This window comes from Streptomyces sp. NPDC046465, assembly GCF_040646035.1.
Lineage (GTDB): Bacteria > Actinomycetota > Actinomycetes > Streptomycetales > Streptomycetaceae > Streptomyces.
The window spans coordinates 1-1,910 of the sequence record NZ_JBEYZK010000082.1 but is presented as its reverse complement, the minus strand read 5'-3'; the positions used below and the strand labels follow the sequence as shown (position 1 = coordinate 1,910).

Sequence of the window (1,910 nt, the reverse complement as noted above, 5' to 3'; positions counted from 1 at the left end):
AATATTTTCAATAATAAAAATGATGGAATTTATTATCAATCATTTTTTGTCCGATTTGATACCTATTCACATTGGCTGATATTAGATGGATTTGTTATACTAACTACTTTTCTCTTCTATTTTTCTGCTCAATATTTCTATCAAAGATTAAGTTTAGAGGAGAAAGGAAACTATCTATTATTTCCTAAGTTTCGCTTACCAATTTCTTTGGTTGCAGGGATTTTCACAGCTTATAGTATTTGTGGAAACATTGGACTTGGGAGTAGCTCAATTAATTTACTCATAAGATATAATATACTTCCAGGTATTTTAGTGTTTGTAATCACATTTTGCTTCTTCATGGTACTAAATAATTATAAAAAGATTTATGAAAAAATTGGAATGATAGTTGTAAAAACCAATAAATAACTTAGTAAAAAATAGCTTCTAATTTAATAATAAAAGCTCCTTTATGAAACTAAAGGAGCTTTTAAATATTTACAACGATTAAAAGAACGGTTAATCAATACTAGGCTTCTAGTAAGGGATAAGGAGATTGAGAAAATTTTCATTTATTAATATATCTATAAATCGTTGTTCTTGACACTCCCCAAGAATCCGCAATCGACTTAATCGGCGTACCACTTTCTACCAAGGTTTTAAGAAGCTTTATGTCTTTCTCTGAAAATTTCTCAGGTCTTCCTCCAAGTCGTCCTCTTGCACGTGCGGCTTCTCTACCAGCGGCAGAACGCTCCAAAATAAGATTTCGCTCAAATTCCGCAAAAGCCGCAAACAAATGAAACATCAATTGTCCAGTCGAACTTGATTTATCCATTGTAATATTTTCTTGTAGACTATGAAAACTTACCCCTTTATTATTAAGAGAATTAACAATATTAATGAGATCTTCCATATTTCTACCTAGTCGATCCAATCGCCAAACAACAATCGTATCACCAGGACGAGAAAATTCGATGGCGGATTTTAATCCAGGTCTTTCTCTTTTACTTCCTGACATATGGTCAGTAAATATTTTTTCACAGTTATATTTTTTTAGACTATCTTTTTGTAAATCCAAATTTTGAAGTCCAGTTGAAACTCGTGCATATCCGATATTCATTTTTTTCTCCTTCATTTTAATTTATTGTATCATAACTTAGAAAGATATATATAAATGAACATAGAATAAATTACGGGTTAATGAACAATAAATGTAAATGATTTTGAGAATTTTAATAAGAAAAGAAGAGTGTTCAGAAAATGACCATTTTCTGAACATCTGATAAAAAATGAAAAACGATTAGAACGCTTTTCTTTTTTATGTCTATTTATTTGATAATAGTCCAAAAACACTAAACAGGCTTTTAGTGATCCTTGCCTTCAATCGTTTCGATATCGCCTTTGCCGTCACGGGACACGATGGCCTTGATAGCGGCAGTGATGCCTAAAACATCATCATCCAATGACAACGCTGGTGTTTCCGGACGAGTGACAACCTGTTCCGGCAAAAATGGAATATGCATGAAGCCGGCCTTAATATCGGGAAACATCTTATCCCGCATATACTGTACCTGATAAAAAATGTGGTTGCAGACGTAAGTGCCTGCTGTGTTGGAGACTGCTGACGGAACACCAGCTTCCCGAATGGCTTTGGCCATGGCCTTAATTGGTAACTGGGTAAAGTAGGCATTCTCGCCATCGCCATGAATCGTGTGATTAAGTGGCTGATACCCGGCATTATCTTGAATCCGACCGTCATCCAAGTTAATCGCAACTCGCTCCGGCGTGAGTTCAAACCGGCCACCAGCCTGACCAATGCTCAACACATAGTCAGGCTTTTCTTTGGCAATAGCATCTTTAACGACATCGGCTGAAACATTAAACTTTGTCGGAATTTCCAATTTAACGATTTGTGCCCCAGCAATTTCATC

3 protein-coding genes are annotated in these 1,910 nt (G+C 35.1%); 1 reads left to right on the top strand and 2 read right to left on the bottom strand.

Annotated elements, in window-relative coordinates:
- Positions 1 to 408 (top strand): hypothetical protein (locus ABZ953_RS39305; RefSeq protein WP_361734337.1); only part of this gene is annotated, 408 nt, incomplete at its 5' end.
- A 139-nt stretch (positions 409 to 547) separates the two neighbouring features.
- Here the strand turns inward: ABZ953_RS39305 and ABZ953_RS39300 are convergent.
- Positions 548 to 1,099: a recombinase family protein gene (locus tag ABZ953_RS39300; protein ID WP_361734339.1), complete on the bottom strand. Its 552-nt coding sequence runs from the start codon at positions 1,097 to 1,099 to the stop codon at positions 548 to 550.
- A gap of 244 nt (positions 1,100 to 1,343) precedes the next feature.
- The coding region (locus ABZ953_RS39295; protein WP_361734335.1) for a pyroglutamyl-peptidase I at positions 1,344 to 1,910 on the bottom strand (567 nt) is incomplete at its 5' end.